This is a genomic window from Bifidobacterium sp. H6bp9 (assembly GCF_032193695.1).
GTDB classification, from domain to species: Bacteria; Actinomycetota; Actinomycetes; order Actinomycetales; family Bifidobacteriaceae; genus Bombiscardovia; species Bombiscardovia kimbladii.
In genome coordinates, this window is record NZ_JASTZY010000003.1 from 110,374 (window position 1) to 126,734 (window position 16,361).

General features: G+C 63.9%; 14 protein-coding genes and 1 tRNA gene. 9 read left to right on the forward strand and 6 right to left on the reverse strand.

Annotated features, from left to right (window positions below; translation table 11 throughout):
- Positions 1–8: 8 nt before the first annotated feature.
- Positions 9–794: a glutamate racemase gene (murI, locus tag QRX40_RS05445; protein WP_313836852.1), complete on the reverse strand. Its 786-nt coding sequence runs from the start codon at positions 792–794 to the stop codon at positions 9–11.
- A 67-nt stretch (positions 795–861) separates the two neighbouring features.
- On the opposite strand from murI, the gene dapF reads away from it, so the two are divergent.
- Entirely contained in the window at positions 862–1,827 is a 966-nt protein-coding gene (dapF, locus tag QRX40_RS05450; RefSeq protein WP_313836854.1) for a diaminopimelate epimerase, read from the forward strand.
- Here dapF and QRX40_RS05455 read toward each other — a convergent pair whose 3' ends face one another.
- Entirely contained in the window at positions 1,828–2,436 is a 609-nt protein-coding gene (locus QRX40_RS05455; protein WP_052692751.1) for a vitamin K epoxide reductase family protein, read from the reverse strand.
- Positions 2,437–2,507: 71 nt separating this feature from the next.
- Between QRX40_RS05455 and QRX40_RS05460 the strand changes: the two genes are divergently transcribed.
- Entirely contained in the window at positions 2,508–3,395 is an 888-nt protein-coding gene (locus QRX40_RS05460) for a PHP domain-containing protein (protein ID WP_313836856.1), read from the forward strand.
- Positions 3,396–3,459: 64 nt separating this feature from the next.
- Here QRX40_RS05460 and QRX40_RS05465 read toward each other — a convergent pair whose 3' ends face one another.
- Positions 3,460–3,699, reverse strand: coding sequence for a DUF3107 domain-containing protein (locus tag QRX40_RS05465; protein ID WP_024627268.1), 240 nt, complete (start codon positions 3,697–3,699; stop codon positions 3,460–3,462).
- An 89-nt stretch (positions 3,700–3,788) separates the two neighbouring features.
- Positions 3,789–5,417: a phosphotransferase gene (locus QRX40_RS05470; protein WP_313836859.1), complete on the reverse strand. Its 1,629-nt coding sequence runs from the start codon at positions 5,415–5,417 to the stop codon at positions 3,789–3,791.
- A gap of 103 nt (positions 5,418–5,520) precedes the next feature.
- On the opposite strand from QRX40_RS05470, the gene QRX40_RS05475 reads away from it, so the two are divergent.
- A complete protein-coding gene (locus QRX40_RS05475) occupies positions 5,521–7,011 on the forward strand; it encodes an ATP-dependent helicase (RefSeq protein WP_313836861.1) in 1,491 nt (496 codons plus the stop codon).
- Between the two features lie 46 nt (positions 7,012–7,057).
- On the opposite strand, the gene QRX40_RS05480 is transcribed toward QRX40_RS05475, so the two are convergent.
- Positions 7,058–8,695 (reverse strand): zinc-dependent metalloprotease, encoded by a 1,638-nt coding sequence (locus tag QRX40_RS05480; RefSeq protein ID WP_313836862.1) that lies wholly within the window; start codon positions 8,693–8,695, stop codon positions 7,058–7,060.
- A gap of 94 nt (positions 8,696–8,789) precedes the next feature.
- Between QRX40_RS05480 and QRX40_RS05485 the strand changes: the two genes are divergently transcribed.
- Complete coding sequence (locus QRX40_RS05485; RefSeq protein ID WP_313836863.1) at positions 8,790–9,656, forward strand: S16 family serine protease; 867 nt, start codon at positions 8,790–8,792, stop codon at positions 9,654–9,656.
- Between the two features lie 51 nt (positions 9,657–9,707).
- Positions 9,708–10,124: a DUF3052 domain-containing protein gene (locus tag QRX40_RS05490; RefSeq protein ID WP_313836864.1), complete on the forward strand. Its 417-nt coding sequence runs from the start codon at positions 9,708–9,710 to the stop codon at positions 10,122–10,124.
- Between the two features lie 120 nt (positions 10,125–10,244).
- Here QRX40_RS05490 and QRX40_RS05495 read toward each other — a convergent pair whose 3' ends face one another.
- Positions 10,245–11,789, reverse strand: coding sequence for an MDR family MFS transporter (locus QRX40_RS05495; protein ID WP_313836866.1), 1,545 nt, complete (start codon positions 11,787–11,789; stop codon positions 10,245–10,247).
- Positions 11,790–11,920: 131 nt separating this feature from the next.
- On the opposite strand from QRX40_RS05495, the gene QRX40_RS05500 reads away from it, so the two are divergent.
- From QRX40_RS05500 to ispG, 4 genes are all read left to right on the forward strand, one after another.
- Positions 11,921–11,994 (forward strand) — tRNA-Val (locus QRX40_RS05500).
- A gap of 100 nt (positions 11,995–12,094) precedes the next feature.
- Complete coding sequence (locus QRX40_RS05505; RefSeq protein WP_313836867.1) at positions 12,095–13,768, forward strand: DivIVA domain-containing protein; 1,674 nt, start codon at positions 12,095–12,097, stop codon at positions 13,766–13,768.
- Positions 13,765–15,039: a 1-deoxy-D-xylulose-5-phosphate reductoisomerase gene (gene dxr / locus QRX40_RS05510; protein ID WP_313836869.1), complete on the forward strand. Its 1,275-nt coding sequence runs from the start codon at positions 13,765–13,767 to the stop codon at positions 15,037–15,039. Before QRX40_RS05505 ends, dxr begins: the two co-directional genes overlap by 4 nt.
- The gene (ispG, locus tag QRX40_RS05515) at positions 15,036–16,265 is read left to right on the forward strand and encodes a flavodoxin-dependent (E)-4-hydroxy-3-methylbut-2-enyl-diphosphate synthase (RefSeq protein WP_180335377.1); all 1,230 of its coding nucleotides are present in this window, start codon (positions 15,036–15,038) and stop codon (positions 16,263–16,265) included. Before dxr ends, ispG begins: the two co-directional genes overlap by 4 nt.
- Positions 16,266–16,361: the final 96 nt, after the last annotated feature.

Below are 16,361 nucleotides of genomic sequence, written 5' to 3' on the forward strand. Positions count from 1 at the left end.
CAAGCCGTTCAGGGGCGGCAGGAGGCCAGCAGCCGCTTGGACAGATCCAGCATGGCCGGTGAGGGATCGGAGTTGGCGATCTCTACTCTGCCGGTGCCGGGGCCCGGGTTGAGAGCATCGGCCTGGGCCAGCAGATCCTTGAGGTGGCGGGCCGTCCCAGGGTTGCCGTCGATCAGCGCCAGGCCTGGCGGGCAGATGCGGGCGATGGACTGGCGGAAGAAGACGAAGTGGGTGCAGCCCAGGACCAGGGCATCCAGGGTCTGCAGGTCATAGGGATCCAAATAACGGTGCAGGGTGGCATCGACCAGGGCCTGGTCATTCAGCCTGTCAGACTCCACAATGGTCACCAGGTCTGGGCAGGGCTGGGTCAGGATGGTGTGCCTGCCGGAGAACCGTGCCATCAGGCGTGAGAACTTGGCCTCCTTCAAGGTCAGCGAGGTGGCCGTGACCAGTACCCGCTGGGGTCGGCCTCCGCCACGTGTGCAAGCCAGCTTCAGGGCCGGCTCCATGCCGATGACCGGGACCGGGTAGCGTCGGCGCATTTCATCCACGCAGACGCTGGTGGCGGTGTTGCAGGCGATGACCATGGCCTTGACGCCCTGGTCCATGAACCGGTCGCCAATGACCTGGCAGCGCTGGGTGATCTGATCCGGCTTCTTGATGCCGTAGGGGGCGTAGGCGGAATCGCCGAAGTAAAGCAGGTTTTCTTGAGGAAGGAGGTTGCGGATGGCTGCGGTGACGCTCAGACCGCCGAGTCCGGAGTCGAAGATCCCGATCGGTGCATCTGATGTCATCTGATCCGCTCCTTTCGCAGCCGAAGAACCACCCTAGCCTGTCGCCGAAGGGCCGTACGCTACAAGCATGAGTATTCCCCGGACTGTTTACAAAATGCAAGCCACCGGCAACGATTTCGTGGTCTACGCCGATCCCCGGGGGGATCTGGAGCCTACGGCCGACCAGGTGCGCTGGCTGTGCGACCGTCATTTCGGGGTCGGAGCCGACGGGGTCATCCGGCTGACCCACCCGGCCGATGTCAGCGACCTGAACCAGGAGCAGGTGGATGCCTGCGACCGTTTCGGCTGCCAGTGGTTCATGGACTACCGCAATGCGGACGGTTCCTTGGCTCAGATGTGCGGCAACGGGACCCGGGCCATCACCCTCTTCGCCCAGAAGCAGGGGTTGACGCCGACTATGGAAGGCGCCTCCTTCCTGCTGGGGACCCGGGCCGGGGTCAAGCGGATCGTCTCGCGCAGTCCGATGAAGTGCGACGGCGATCATGTGTTCAAGGTCAAGGTCGGGGCCTGGCGGATGGGGCCGGTGGGGCAACAGCTGGTCGACGGCGGAGCCCTGGGAGGCTCGGCTCCTGGCACCATGGTGGATATGGGCAATCCTCATGCAGTCGTCCTGACTGCAGTTGCTGCCGAATTGGAGGCCGGTGGACTGCCCGGGACCGTGATCGAACTGCTGGCTAGGACCGACCTGCCCGATCCGGGCGATCTGGACCTGTCGGCCCCGCCGCGGGTCAGGCCCGGGCTGGCTGAGGGGCAGAATGTGGAATTCCTGCGTCTGGATGCCCTGGGTGCCGACAATGGCAGCGGTCGGGCCACCATGAGGGTCTATGAGCGTGGGGTGGGCGAGACCCTGTCCTGCGGTACCGGTCTGTGCGCCAGCGGCGTGCTCTTGCGAGCCCTGACCGGGGTCGACCATTGGACCATCCAGGTGGGCGGGGGCCGTCTGAAGGTGGATGTGGATTCTCAGGATGTGTGGCTGACTGGACCGGCCAGAATGGTCGCCCGTCTGACCCTGGAGCATGTGCCAGACTGCTGATCAGCCGAAGAGGGCGGATCCTTCCACAGCCAGGACGATAGTGGCCAGGGCGACCAGCCAGACCAGGTCGACCATCAGGTCGAAGTGCCGCTGATAGTAGGTCAGCAGCCATCCCGACCTCTTGCGCGGCAGACCCTGCTGGATGACCGTGGCGTGGCTGAAGGCCATGAACTGCAGGCTGGTGGCGAAGGTCATGACCAGGCACCAGGGGCAGAGGGCGTGGATGACGAAGAGCGACTGGGCGAACAGCCAGAGCGCATAGGCCAGGGCGGCAAGCGAGGCCAGCCAGGTCCCTGCCGCCAGCAGCGCAGGCATTTTGATTCGGCACAGACCCACTACGGCCAGCGTCAGGAAGACAGCCTCAGCGACCAGCCCCAGAAAGGCATTGGGGATCGGCAGTGTGCCCAGGCGGATCAGCTCGGCTTGGGGGGACTGGGCCACGGCTGAGCAGGAGACCACCGAGTTGATGTCACAGCTGAGCTGGCCCTGGGGGTGACGCGCCAGTTGCAGGGTTTCCGCTGACAGGACCAGGCTGGCGTAGAGCGCCGCAAACGAGGTCAGGGCGGCGATCAGATAGCTGGAAGGGGCTGACGAGGTCGGTTCGCTCATGGGGTCCATCACCTCAATGGTCGGGAGGGTTCTCTGAGACGGGAACGCGTTCACGAGTTTAGGATGGAGGCATGACGCATGAGGATACTGTCACGGTCTCCGGCTGGGACCTGCACTGCCACACCGTGTTCTCCGACGGCACCGTGACGCCCCGGGGGATGGTCGAGCAGGCGCAGCAGCTGGGACTTGAGGGTCTGGCCATCACCGACCATGACACCAATGCGGGCTGGGATGAGGCCCGTCAGGCGGCCCAGGACCTGGGAATGCCGCTGCTGCCAGGCACCGAAATCACCGCCCAGGATGGCCATGTCTCGGTTCACATGCTGGCCTACCTCTATGATCCTGAGGATCCGGTCATCGCCGGGCTCTTCGCCAAGACCAGGGAGGCCAGGCTGACCAGAACCAGGACCATGGTCGAGCGGATCTCTCGGGATTACCCGATCACCTGGCAGGATGTGCTGGATCAGGTCAAGGAGGGGTCGAGGACCACGGTGGGCCGCCCGCATATCGCCGATGCATTGGTCAAGGCCGGTGTCTATGCCGACCGCAGCCAGGCCTTCGCCGGGGTCTGCTCCTCCGGAAGCGCCTACTACCTGCCAACGCCCTCGCCGACCACCCACCAGGTGCTGGCAGCCGTCAACCATGCAGGCGGCGTCCTGGTCGTAGCCCACCCCGGTGCAGTCAGTCGCAATCCCGTCCTGCTCTCCGACCAGCAAATAGCCGCTCTGGCCAGGGAGGGACTGGGAGGCCTGGAGGTCTGGCATCGGGACAATCCGCCCGAGCAGCGCCGACGGCTGCTGGCCCTGGCACAGCGCTGGGGGCTGCTGGTGACCGGAGGATCGGACTGGCACGGGCAAGGCAAGCCCAATCGCATGGGGGAGAACAGCACCAGTGACGATGTGGTGGCCCGAATCGTGGACAGGGCCCGGGGGAGCCGTCCGGTGGCCTGGAAGGGTTAGCGGATACGAATCGGGGGCGGTCGGACCACAAGGACCCGGCCGCCCCCGTCAGGCGATCACAGCCTCAGTCGGAGGAGCCTCCCAGGACACCGAAGCCGACCGGATGGGTGGTGTCCGAACCGACCACTGCGTAGCCCAGGGACTCCTTAGGAACAATGATGTGCCGGCCCTTGTCGTCCACCAGATCGATGGGCCCGCCCTCGTTCAGGGCCTGGGCGATGTGGGCAGCCACCTCGTCCGCCTTGGCATTGGTGCTGAAGTTGACCGTCCGGGCCACATTTTTGATGCCGAATTCGATATCCATTGCTACCTCCAAGGTTGTTTTCCGTCGCCCAGACCTGCCGGCCCACGGTTCTTCCGGTCTCATTATTCGCTGGCCCGGGTGATTACGCTCTAAGCGTCTCCCTGATGCTCCTCCGGGGAAGAGCCGCTTTCCGGCGGTGATGCCGATGCCTGTCCGTCTGCGGTGAGCGTGGGGGTCTGCTCGGGCAGGGGCTTTCTGGGAATGACGACGGTCTCAGCCTGATCGCTGGCGAGGGTTTGTGCTGACGAGGCATCATGCGGCTGGGAAGCGGTCTCTCCTGCCTCAGTCGAGGACTGGCTGTCTACGGACGCGTCGCTCGTTGCAGCTTTTGGATTCGCCTCGCCATCCGTATCGTCGTCGCTAGTGGCTGGACTGCCGATGCCGCGGAAGTGATCACTCAGGCCTGATTCCTCTTCTTGGGCAACAGGAGCAACAGCTGGTGGCTTGGGTTGATTGTCGCTGCCAAGGTTTGTGCTCTGGGCCTGTCTGATGGGCTTATTCCTGGCTTCGGAATGGTCCATGGCGGTCTGGGTCTGAGCCAGGTCAGCCATTTCTGCCTTGCTGATGGCGATGGTGGCCGAGCTCTCATCCGAGGGTTCAAAGGAGGGTTCCTTAGGTGAGGTTGCCGTATCTGCCGCGGCAAGGCCCTGTTCTGATGCCGGATTCTCGGCATTGTCATCGCCGAGCAGGGTGCCCACGGTAATGGTGGAGGGTGCCCCAGTGGGTGACGAACCGGAAGTCTGCTGCTGACGACGGGCGCGCTGGTTCTGCTCGTGGTCGCCCAACTGCTGGGCCAGACGCTCCACCTGGGCCTTGAATTGGATGATCCGTTCGTTGTCGGCATGATCCAGGGCGGTGATGAAGTCGCCCACCTGCTCCATCTGCAGCCAGAGATTGGCTCGGAGCATGATCAGGTCGTCCAGCCGAGCCCCCATCATCCTGCCATAGGCTGCAATGACTGCGTTGCGGCGGGATCCGTCCAGCTTGGCGAAGATCCAGGCCAGGTCACGGGCAGGATCGTTGACCTGCATGTCCTGCCAACCGTAGACCCCGCTGAGCCCGGAGCCTGCATAGAGCAGGTCGCCGTCGGAAAAGCCTCCGTGCACGGTGCATGTTTCAAAGGACCAGAGTCCGTCGGTCGCCACGATGGATGCCCAGGAATCGGTGATTTCCTTGGGCACGTGGCCGTCCATGCGCAGCCGCTTGATCCATCCCCGCAGTTGGGCCGCGATCTGGGCAGTGGAGAAGGCTGGGTATCCGTGGGTGTTCAGAAAATCAGGGCGCACCCGGTGGATGGCGCCAATGGCTGTGCCTGCGGCGGTGCATTCGTTCAAGGTCAGCAGATGGAGGGGACGGATTCGGCCTGGGCAGTGGGTCATGACGGCAACAGCTGTGGTGCCGGTCGGACTATCGGCCTTCTCGCCGGGCTGGTAGGCCAGGATGTGCTCGACCCTGAAGCCCATGGCCGCCATCTCCTTGGCATCGGCCAGAGCCTGAGCCGCCTTGACCCGAGCGGCCAACCGGCGCTTGCCGGCTTCCGAGCTGGTGGCCCAGACGTCGTAGACGTTGCCGGTCGCGTCCTGGACCACCGCACAGTCCACGCCCTGTGCACGGTCAAGGCTGCTGAGCTGGTCGCAGTCCCGCGCGCCGGTCATGGGCACCTCGGGCATGGCGGCCGACGCCAGGGCGGCCAGGGTCAGCTTCGTTCGTTCACTCACATTCTCAAGGATAATACAAGGACTGTTGTGAATACGGTTGTCCACTCGACCACAGGGGCACGCCGCAGCGGGTTCCGGTACTGGCCTTTGACACAATGGGGGTGTGCATGAGGATGAGGAACGATTGCTGCAGGGCCTGGATCCTGCCCAGCGGCAGGCGGCCACTGTGCTTGACGGGCCTGTGCGGATCGTCGCAGGGGCCGGAGCTGGCAAGACCAGGACCATCACCCGACGGATGGCCTATGCCTGCGCCAGTGGAAGCTGGGAGCCCTCCAGAACCTTGGCAGTGACTTTTTCGGTCCGTGCCGCAGCCGAGATGCGTGATCGTCTGAGCAAGCTTGGCGTGTCGGCCTCCCTGCAGGCGGCGACCTTTCACTCGGCGGCCCTGCGCCAGCTCAGGCGGGTCTGGCCCCAGGTCAGCGAGACCTATCTTCCGGATCTGATCGAGGATGTGGCTCCTCTGGTGTCCTCCGCCTGCCAGCGGGTATGCGGTGAGGAGGCCGACCCGGGCCAGGTCAGGGACCTGACTGCGGAGATCAACTGGGCCAAGGTGGGGCTGATCGCCCCTCAAGACTATGTTCGGGTCTGCGCGGCCAGTCACCGTCTGCCGCCGGCTGGTCTGGAGGCTGAGCGGATGGCCGACCTGTACACGGTCTTCGAGAGCTCCAAGGCCGCCCATAATCAGATGGACTTTAACGATATTCTTCTGCTGGTTTGCCACATTTTGGAAGAGGGCGGCCGGGCTGCTGCTGACATTCGAGACCGCATCGGCTGGCTGACCGTGGACGAGTACCAGGATGTCTCGCCCCTGCAGCATCGGTTGCTCAAGCTCTGGCTCGACGGCAGGCAGAACCTGTGCGTGGTGGGGGACCCGGCCCAGACCATTTACTCCTTTGCGGGGGCCACCTCCTACTACCTGCTGAACTTCCCCCAGGAATTCCCGGGAATCAAGGCCGATCTGGACCTGACCACCGACTACCGGTCCACGGGAAGAGTGGTTCACTACGCTAATGGCATTCTGGCTCGCTCGCCGGTGCGTGACGACTACCTGAAGCTGGCATCAGCCCGCCAGGAGGGCAGCAGGGTCGCGATGACCCGTTACGAGGACGATGGTGAAGAGGCTGGGGCAGTGGCCTCCCGTATATCCTCCATGATCCGGAAGGGGGCCCGCCCCGGCCAGTTTGCAATCCTGACCCGGATCAACGCCCAGCAGACCCTGATCTGCCGTGCCCTGCACGAATGCGGGATCGGCTACCGGGTGCGCACGGAGTCGGGCTGGCAGAACCAGTCGGTCGATCTGAGCAAACATGAGGTGCTGGAGCAGCTGGAGAGCGGCATGGGCCAGGGGAGGGTCACGGTCTCCACCATTCATGCTGCCAAGGGGCTGGAGTTCGCCCATGTCTTCATCGTGGGCTGTGCCGAGGGGCTGATTCCCTTTGGCTCACCGCCCGAGGGGGATGCTCTGGAGGAGGAACGCCGCCTTATGTATGTAGGGGTGACCCGAGCAGAGGACACCCTGCATCTTTCCTATGCGGAGCACAAGGACGGCAGCGCCTTTGCCCGGCGCGCTCCCAGCCGGTTCATTCACCGCTGAGCGCTATCGATTCGGCCCCTCGGAACGCGGGGAGAGGGAGTGCGATTCAAGCTTGGTTGCCGTCCGAATCGCCCTTGTCTGAGTTGTTCTGGTCCGGGTGACCGCTGTCGGGGTCCTTGGGATCGGTGCCGGCGCTTTTCTGATTGCCGGGGGCTTCGTGGTCTGAATGCTCCTGGTCATTTGAAGCGTCGGAATCGGAAGCGTCGGAGTCTGCAGGGGTGGCCAGATCGGCAGAGGAATCCTTGTCTTCGGCATTCAGCAGTTTGTCCAGCTCGGCATCCCAGTCCACCGAGGTGGCGGAAGTGGAGGCCTTCTGCTCGGATTGCCCATCTGCAGAGGTGGATGCTCCGCCCTGGCCGCCTTCGTCCTTGACAGGCAGGGAAGGCAGCAGGTCAGGATGGGACCAGTGGCCGTCACGGCCCTGGACTCCCTCCTCGGCGGTGATGCGCTCCCAGAGGTCGGCGGCCTCGCGCAGCCGCTTGGGGTGAAGATGCAGGCCCAGCAGGGACTCGAAGGTCTGCTCGGCCGGCCCTCCCACGGCGCGCTCGCGTCGGGTCATCTCCCGCAGCTGCTCCAGGTGGGGCAGGTGGGCCATGCCGGCATTCCAGACCACGCAATCCACCCAGCCGTCCACCAGGGCCAGCAGGTCGCCCAGGCTGTGCAGGGCCTCCTTCTGCTCAGGGGTGTCCTCGATGCCGACATTGCTGAGGTTGATGGCGCCGGCGATGGATTCGGGATTGATCTGGTCGGCGTCGCGCAGCTGATCCTCCACCGCGTCCAGGTCGATGGAGACCCCCCGGGCGTACTTGCCGATCAGGGCCTCGAAGCGCGGCATCAGCCAGGGGACGGCGGCGTAGAGCCGGGCGTGGGCGGCCTCCTTGAGGGCCATGTAACGGGTGACCTCGTCCAGATCCAGTTCCAATGATTTGGCGTAGGCCTTGATGTTCTGCGGTATGAGGGCTCCGGCGGGGTTCTTCAGCAACGGGATGCCCTGGTCGAATCCTCCGCGGACCTCCTTGGCCAGCTCGCCGGCGGCCTGCCCCAGCTGCATGGCGAATGAGGTGTTCCCCAGCAGTCTCATCAGCGTGGTCGGATCCTTGAGATTGTCGGGCAGGGGGATGGGCACAGGTCCGGCGAACATCCCCGAAATCTCGCCCTGGTCGAAACCTTGGAAGCGCTGGTTGATGACGGAGGTCAGGGCCTCGCTGACCGCCTGGGCCACAGGCGAGGCGAACTGGACCCAGGCGTCTATGCTGCCCTCGATCCATCCGGCACGGGTCAAGGCTTCGGTCTGGCCTGGGGCGGGGTCGAAGGAGCAGACGGTGTCCAGCCAGAGGTTGGCCTCGCTCATGACCCGGGCCACCCGGTCGCTGTCCTCGGCTGTGACGGCGGTATCGGACTGGTCGGCCCTGGTGCGTCCCAGGGCGATGTTCTTAGCCAGCACAAGGTTGATGGGCCCCCGGTCGGCCTGGGCCTGCATGTCAGCCGGCGTGTTCAGCCCTCCGGCCGTAAAAGCCTGAATCAGAGCCTGAACCTCGGCGGGTTTGGGCAGCTGATCAGCTCCCTGGGCCGCCATCTGCGAGCGGATGGACTCAGGCAGCTGTGAGAACTGACTCCAGGCCAGCTCGCCCTGCACCGGGCCGAAGCACTCGATGAGCCATTGGTGGATTGCATTCTCGTCCATTGCTTTGATTCCAGTCCTCGCCATGGCAGGCCGTCCGCCATCGAGGTCGACGTCTGCCGGGATTATCGTCTTCATCAACCATAATATTGGAGCTATGACACTTCCGCACGGGAAATCGGATCACTGCGCCACAGGCGCACCCGAAAGGCAAATCGGGACGCTTGGCGGGCCCACCCGCAAAATGCTGGTCGGCGGTCTTCTGATCATTCTGGCCCTCCTGGTGCTTTTCCTCCCCTCGCCCTATACCATCGAGACGCCCGGACCCACCCAGGATGTGCTGGGAAGTTCAAAAGGCTCACCGGTCATCAAGGTCAAGGGCGGCCAGGTCCACCATGACAAGGGCCGTCTGCTGATGACCACGGTCAATGCCCGCGGAATCCCCGGTTATCCGGCCTCCAATCTGGATGCCCTGGTGGGCTGGGCCGACCCCAACGCCACGGTGCTTCCCCAGGAGGCCGTGGTGCCTCCCGGGCAGAGTGTGGAGGAGTACAAGCGCCAGGAGCAGGGTGATATGCACGGCTCCCAGAAGGCTGCCTCGGCCCAGGCTCTGGCCTTCCTCAAGGCCCGGGGATATGACGTCTCAGGCCTGCAGTTCAGCATGAGGGTGGCCGACATCGGCGGTCCCTCGGCCGGGCTTATGTACACCCTGGGGGCCATCGACAAGATCACTCCGGAGCAGGAGACCGGCGGCCTGACCATCGCAGGTACCGGCACTATGGACCAGAAGGGACGGGTCGGTGCCATCGGCGGCATCCAGCTGAAGATGCTGGGCGCCAGGCGGGACGGCGCCACCTGGTTCCTGGCCCCGGCGGCTAATTGCCCACAGGTGGCGGGCCATGTGCCACAGGGACTGCGCGACGTGCGGGTATCCACCTTGGACGAGGCCTACAAGGCCCTGGTGGCCATCGGCCATGGCCAGGGGGAGGGGCTGCCCCGCTGCACAGCCGCCGAGGGCAGATAAGACAAGGCCGGTCCAATTGGTGAATTCCGGCAGTCTTGTTATGCTGAAGCCGTGGCTGAGACTACAACCTATACAGCGGAAGAGTTCGGTTTCCATCCCGGCGATATCGTTCAGGAATGGATGTGGGACGACGATGTCGACGACGGGATCCGGACCAGGATCGAGGATCTGACCGGTGAAGAGCTGGTGGACGAGGACTATGACGCAGCCGTGGATGGGGTCATCATCTGGTGGCGGGACGGCGATGCCGAGGACGATTTGGCAGATACCATCATGGATGCCTCGGCCATGGTCAACAAGGGTGCGCCGTTCTGGGTGCTGACTCCTAAACCCGGCAGACTTGGGGCGTCGGCTCCAGGGGTCGTCTCCAATGCGGCCAAGACCGCGGGCATGAACGCCCTGATGCCCACCACCGCCAGCAAGGATTGGAACGCCACCCAGCTGCGGGCTTTCGGCAAGGGCAAGTAAGTTTTTCTGGCTGCAGAAGCGCCAATGAACGAGGTGGTGGACATCAGGATCAACCGATGCCCGCCACCTCGCTGTCTTTCATAAAGGATTCCCCGGAGGAATCCGTCTGCCCAGCGGCCTTTACTGCACGCTCTTCTCAGCAATGGCGGAATCCGCCGTCGTGGCCTTGTTCTGATATTCGGCCAGCAGGGTGCGCGAGCGGATGTCGCAGAGGTTGGCCACCAGGGCCATGATCAAGATGACGAGGCCCACCAGGAAGATCCAATGCAGGCCGTCGAAGACGATGGTGCGGGCCGGGCCCAGCAGACGTGATGGAATGCTCTCTGCCGTGGCCGGGTTGATCATGCTGTTCATCATGTCCTCGGTCAGTCCCTTATGCTGAGGCACCTCGCGGGCGATGACCGTGTTCATGACGATGCCGAAGATGGAGACCATCAGGGTCTGCCCCAGGGAGCGAGCCAGGGTGTTGAAGCTGGTCGAGGCGCCCACATCGCCTGAGGGCACCACGCTCTGGGCGGTGATGGTCGAGGTGGTGATGGTCAGGCCGAAGCCGAAGCCGACCACGGCCGAGATGACCAGGAAGACCCAGTAGGCGGTGGCTTGGGGGACGGCTATGTAGCAGATGCAGGCCGTCAGGATGAAGGCCAGGCCGATGTTGGTGGCCCGGTGCGGCGGGTGGTGCATGGTCAGCGGTCCGGCCACGTAGGCGCCCAAGAGCCAGAGAATGGAGGAGGGGGTGACCACAAAGCCGCCCAGGGAGGGGTTCATTCCCAAAACAGACTGCATCCAGATGGGCATGTAGGTGTCGAAGCCCATCAGGAATCCGGCCACCAGGAGCATGCAGATGTTTTGGATGACAAAGGTTCTGATGCGGAAGAGCCGCAGAGGCAGGATGGGGTCCTCCTGGCGGCCCTCCACATGAAGCAGCAGGGCAAAGGTGACCACGGTGGCTGCAGCCAGGATCAGGGTAATTCGCGTATCGCCCGCCGATCCCAGGCTCTGCAGGCAGAGCATCAGGCAGATCAGGCAGACGCTGAGCAGCCCGATGCCGATGTAGTCGACGCGGGTTTCACGCGCCTTGATATGCTCGCTCAGGAAAATCTGGATCATGATGATGACCAGCAGGCCGATGGGCACGTTGATGGCGAAGACCCAGTGCCAGCTTATCTGCTGGACGATGAAGCCTCCCAGCAGGGGGGCGATGATGGAGGCGATGCCCCAGGCCGAGCCGTTCAGGCCGATCATGCCCGCCCGCTTGTCCAGGGGATAGATGTCGGCCAGGACCGTGTAGGTCAGCGGCTGGATGGCGCCGGCTCCCAGGCCCTGCAGAAAACGGGCGCCGATCAGCTGGGGCATGGACTGGGAGAGGGCGCACAGGGTGGATCCGATCACGAAGACCAGCAGTCCGATGGTCAGCAGCGGCTTGCGGCCGAAGCGGTCCGAAAGCTTGCCGTAGATGGGCGTGGTGACCGCTGTCATGAGCAGATAGATGGAGTAGACCCAGTTCATGATGGACAGCCCATGCAGGTCCCCGATGATGGTGGGCATGGCGGTGGAGACGATGGTCCCCTCGATGGCCGTCATGAAGGTGGCGATGAAGACCGCCACCGTCACCAGGGTGCGGTTGGTCTTTCTGCCGCTGCCTGTATCGACTGTCTGTGACAATCCGAACCCCCTTTTATACGGTGTATATGGTGTGTTTCTCTTCTTTTTGCGGACAAGGCCCGCGAATTCCTAGTGGATTATAGCCGCACCGTGCGGCCTTGTCACCGTGTATTCTGCTAAGGTAGTGTGCTGGTCCCGTGGCTCAGTTGGTTAGAGCGCCACCTTTACACGGTGGATGTCCCCGGTTCGAGTCCGGGCGGGACCACAGGGGTTTTTGGGGGGCGTGCCCGAAGTCGCGTCTTAGCGCTCACGTAGAATCGATGCACGACGATCGTTGGCAAGAAAGGTCAGGAGGTCGATGCCTGATGTCAGCTAAGCCTGATGCCCGTGGAACCGAGGCGACCATCGCGCGCTCGGGCAAGCGCAAGTGGGGGTATGACACCAAGCAGGTGGACGCCTTCCTGGAGCGGGCGCACTCGCTCTATGAGAGCCAGGATCCTGATCTGACCCAGGAGGAGATAGCCAACGCCTCCTTTGACCTGTGCAAGAACGGCTACATCATCACCCAGGTGGATGCAGCCCTCTCCCGACTGGAGAGGGTGATTTCCGACAGGCAGACCAGCTTGGAGATAGCCCGGGTGGGCGTGGATGGTTGGACGACCAGAATGGTCAGTCTGCAATCGGAGCTGACCACTCATGCCGGCAGGCCCTCAGGCAGCGTCTTCAAGCGCGGGGATCCCGGCATGCCCTCATACGACTGCAAGCAGGTGGAGCGGCTGATCGAGCAGGTCCTCAACAAGACTTCTGACCAGCTCAACCTGCAGGAGGGGCGGAAGACGGACTCGGGCAAGTCGAAGAACACCGACATCACGGCTGACCGCGTCTCCAACGTCATCTTCACCCAGCGGCGGGGGCCCAAGGGTTATGACGAGCGCCAGGTGGACTTCTTCCTGGCCAAGGCCGTCGAGCTTCTGGAGCAGCTGGAGTCCTTCGCCAGGGTCAGCGAGAGGGCCAAGAGAGCAAGCGCGAGTTCAACGGCGCCTGCCGCTGTTCCTGCGCAACCGCAGCTTCCTGTGCAGGATTCCTCAGCCTCGGGCGTTCAGCCGCTGATCGGACAGAGTCAGGAACCCGCTTGGAGCATCCCCAATGCTTCCCCTGTTGCGGAGGACCAAAGCACTCAGGACGATTTCGCTCAACTGCATCAGGCGGAACGGGCTATCTTCGATGCTCCCGCTGCCAGCACGCAGACGGTGCCGACGGCCCAGCCCAACAGCTCCCTGGGTGCCCTGGCTTCAGCGGTCAACCAGCGACTGGCTCAGGACGGCGCTGGAGCGGCTGTGGATACCGGTGTTGATACACCTTCAACAGCTTCAGCCCGGTCTGCATCCTCAGTCGACGTCGGCGGCGGAGCGGCCGTTGCTCCTGCAAGTCCGGCTGTCTCCGGTCGGCCTGAATCGGTTATGCCCACCTCTGCGCCAACCAGCTATACTCCTGCAGTCTCCGCTGCAGGCTCGGCTGCACCCGCGCCGGCTGTGCAATCCGTGCCTTTCAACCCGACGGCCTCTCCTTCGCCTTCCCCCGCACCGCAGGCTCCTGAGCCGACGGTATTCCAGCCGACCCCCTCGACACCTGCCGCATCCGCCCCCGCCACAAGACCGGAATCAACGGTGTCCCCCTCGAACGAGGCTGACGCCGAAGACTCTTCTGTGCCAGGATCCACCTCAGTTATCTCTTCGCCTTTCGTCGACGGACCTCTGGGCGCAGGCGGGCCCTTGGGCAGCTACGAGGAGCCGGCACCAGCAGCACCTGAGACCCAGGAGCGTCCTTGGGCCGAAACAGCCGAAAGCAGCACGGATACGCCCGACTGGGCCAAGCCTCGGTACTCACAAAACACGCAGGGGAACAAGCAGGACCAGGATCCGGATTCCTACCTGAACTCCCTGCTCAACCAGGATCTGCCCAAGATGGATCTGGACATCCCTGATATTTCATTCCCGGCCTTCGGCGACGAGGGGGAGCAGGATAAAGGCGGTCGATGAGTCAGTTGGCAGTGATGAGTGAAGGCGTGCAGACCGGTTTGCCGGTCGAGCGTGAACGTACCCTGGCGGATTGGTCGCCCAGGGACGATGCCGACCAATCTCGCAGTCTGGTTATCCTGGGATCCACAGGATCCATCGGTACCCAGGCCTTGGATCTGATCAGTCGTCATAGGGATCGGTTCCAGGTGACTGGATTGGCCGCTGGTGGTGCGCATGTTGAGCTCCTGGCCCGTCAAGCCCGTGATTTTGGCGTGACCCGTCTGGCTCTGGCCGACAGGGCACAGGTTCCGGCCCTGCAGCAGGCGCTCAAGGCCTTGGGATTGGCTGGTATCCAAGTAGAAGCAGGCATGGAGGCGGTCCAGGCTCTGGCCGGCTCCGGAAGTGATCTGGTCCTCAACGGCATCACCGGATCAGTCGGTCTGCGCCCGTCCATTGCGGCCCTGCAGGCCGGATCCCAGCTGGCTCTGGCCAACAAGGAGTCCGTGGTGGCCGGCGGCCATCTGCTCTTTGATGCCGAGATACGGCCGGGTCAGATCAACCCGGTCGACTCCGAGCATTCAGCCATCTGGCAGTCTCTGCGTTCGGGGCAGCATGGAGAGGTGGCCCGTCTGGTGGTCACCGCATCGGGAGGTCCTTTCCGGGGCTGGAGCCGCCAAGCCATGCGCGAGGTCACCCCTGAGCAGGCCCTGAATCATCCGACCTGGTCCATGGGTCCGGTGGTCACCATCAACTCATCCACTATGGTCAACAAGGGGCTGGAGGTCATCGAGGCCAGCCGGCTCTTCCGGATCGAGCCCGAGCGGATCACCGTAGTGGTTCACCCCCAGTCCGTGGTCCACTCCATGGTCCAGTTCCAGGACGGGGCCACCATAAGCCAGGCTTCCCCTCCGGATATGCGTCTGCCCATCGCCCTGGGCCTGTCGGCGCCCGTCCGTCTCGACCATGTGGCTGCGGCCTGCGACTGGTCCAAGTCCAATACCTGGACTTTCGAGCCCCTGGATGATGAGGCCTTCCCGGCGGTCAACCTGGCCAGGCGGGCCCTGGGCAGCTGCGAGCCCATGACCGCGGTCTTCAATGCCGCCAACGAGCAGGCGGTCAGGGCCTTCCTGGATCACCGGCTGCCCTACCTGGGCATCGTCGAAACCATCCGTTCGGTCATGGATGCCATGGAAACGCATCTTCCGGGAACATTCACATCCGTGGAGGTAATGGAGCAAGTCGAGCATGAGGCACGCCAAAGGGCTGATGCTTTGATAGACATGACAGCGTGAGTAGCATTCCCAAGACCGAACAGTCAACATCCTCCCAGGGGTTCCGCAAGACAGGCGAGCAGGCCATCAGCCAGACTCCGCTGCATCCTCGTCGCCGCTCCCGTCGGATCATGGTGGGGCCTGTGCCGGTCGGCGGGGGAGCCCCCATATCGGTGCAGTCCATGACCAACACGGTCACCGCTGACATCAATGCCACCCTGCAGCAGATCGCCGAGCTGGCCGCCGCCGGCTGCGACATCGTACGGGTGGCTGTGCCCAGCCAGGACGATGCCGACGCGCTTCCCATCATTGCCAAGAAGTCGCCCATCCCGGTCATCGCCGACATTCACTTCCAGAGCAAGTACGTCTTCCAGGCCATCGATGCGGGCTGCGCAGCCGTCAGAGTCAACCCGGGCAACATCCGCAAGTTTGACCAGGTCGGCCCCGAGATCTGCAAGGCCGCCACCGATGCAGGCATCTCCCTGCGCATCGGGGTCAATGCCGGCAGCCTTGACAAGGACATTTACGCCCGCTACGGCGGCCCTACTCCTGAGGCCCTGGTCGCCTCGGCTTTGAAAGAGGCCCACATGTTCGAGGACGTGGGCTTCCATGACTTCAAGATCTCCGTCAAGCACCACGATCCCGTCACCACGGTCCAGACCTACAGGCTTCTGGCCTCCAAGGGCGACTGGCCCCTGCACCTGGGCGTGACCGAGGCCGGGCCCTCCTGGCAGGGGACCATCAAGTCCTGTCTGGCCTTCGGCGCGCTTCTGGCCGAGGGCATCGGCGACACCATTCGCGTTTCCCTGTCCGCACCGCCTGTGGAAGAGGTCAAGGTGGGCTGCAAGATCCTGGAGTACCTGGGGCTGCGCCAGCGCCACTTCGACATCATCTCCTGCCCCTCCTGCGGCAGGGCCCAGGTGGACGTGATCGAGCTGGCCAAGGAGGTCACCGAGGGGCTCAAGGACATCACCGCCCCCATCCGGGTGGCCGTCATGGGCTGCATCGTCAACGGACCTGGCGAGGCCAGGGAGGCCGATCTAGGGGTGGCTTCTGGCAACGGCAAGGGCCAGATCATCATCAAGGGCAAGGTGGTGCAGACCGTGCCCGAGGATCAGATTGTCCCCACGCTGCTGGAACGGGCCAAGGAAATCGCCGCCCAGATGGATGCCAAGGCGGCGGCCCAGGGTGAAACCCTGCCGGAGGCAGGGCCCATGGTGGTCCCGGTCACCGGCCGCGCCAGCTGAGGGCGTAAGCGCCATCCCCGCCACCGGCTACAATGGCCGACGTGTCCCAAGAGGTTGAGCGTTCCCTCCCTGCAAGCGGGTGGAGCAGGGTCAGGC

Bases quoted from the DNA above. Each gene is read 5' to 3' on its own strand.
- murI (WP_313836852.1), bottom strand. From the start codon at position 794: ATGACATCAGATGCACCGATCGGGATCTTCGACTCCGGACTCGGCGGT.
- dapF (WP_313836854.1), top strand. From the start codon at position 862: ATGAGTATTCCCCGGACTGTTTACAAAATGCAAGCCACCGGCAACGAT.
- QRX40_RS05455 (WP_052692751.1), bottom strand. From the start codon at position 2,436: ATGAGCGAACCGACCTCGTCAGCCCCTTCCAGCTATCTGATCGCCGCC.
- QRX40_RS05460 (WP_313836856.1), top strand. From the start codon at position 2,508: ATGACGCATGAGGATACTGTCACGGTCTCCGGCTGGGACCTGCACTGC.
- QRX40_RS05465 (WP_024627268.1), bottom strand. From the start codon at position 3,699: ATGGATATCGAATTCGGCATCAAAAATGTGGCCCGGACGGTCAACTTC.
- QRX40_RS05480 (WP_313836862.1), bottom strand. From the start codon at position 8,695: ATGGACGAGAATGCAATCCACCAATGGCTCATCGAGTGCTTCGGCCCG.
- QRX40_RS05485 (WP_313836863.1), top strand. From the start codon at position 8,790: ATGACACTTCCGCACGGGAAATCGGATCACTGCGCCACAGGCGCACCC.
- QRX40_RS05505 (WP_313836867.1), top strand. From the start codon at position 12,095: ATGTCAGCTAAGCCTGATGCCCGTGGAACCGAGGCGACCATCGCGCGC.
- dxr (WP_313836869.1), top strand. From the start codon at position 13,765: ATGAGTCAGTTGGCAGTGATGAGTGAAGGCGTGCAGACCGGTTTGCCG.